Genomic DNA, 241 nt, shown 5'->3' with positions numbered 1-241 from the left:
CCTACACGACGCGCGTCGGCTCCGGCCCCTTCCCGACCGAGCTGACCGACGACATCGGCGAGCTGATCGGCCAGCGTGGCAAGGAGTTCGGCGTGGTCACCGGCCGCAAGCGCCGCTGCGGCTGGCTCGACGCCGTGCTGGTCCGCCAGGCCATCAAGACAGGCGGCATCGACGGCATCGCCATGACGAAGCTGGACGTGCTGGACGGCTTCGACGAGATCAAGGTCTGCGTCGGCTACCG

Annotated in this window: 1 protein-coding gene; it reads left to right on the top strand. The window is 69.3% G+C overall.

The window, feature by feature from the left end; all coding sequences use genetic code 11:
• On the top strand, nt 1-241 hold a 241-nt coding region (locus tag JT719_RS25095), incomplete at both ends, for an adenylosuccinate synthetase (RefSeq protein ID WP_207436497.1).

Source organism: Sabulibacter ruber (assembly GCF_017355955.1).
GTDB lineage: Bacteria > Bacteroidota > Bacteroidia > Cytophagales > Hymenobacteraceae > Nibribacter > Nibribacter ruber_A.
The sequence above is the reverse complement of the archived record's forward strand: the minus strand, read 5'-3'. Positions and strand labels throughout refer to the sequence as shown.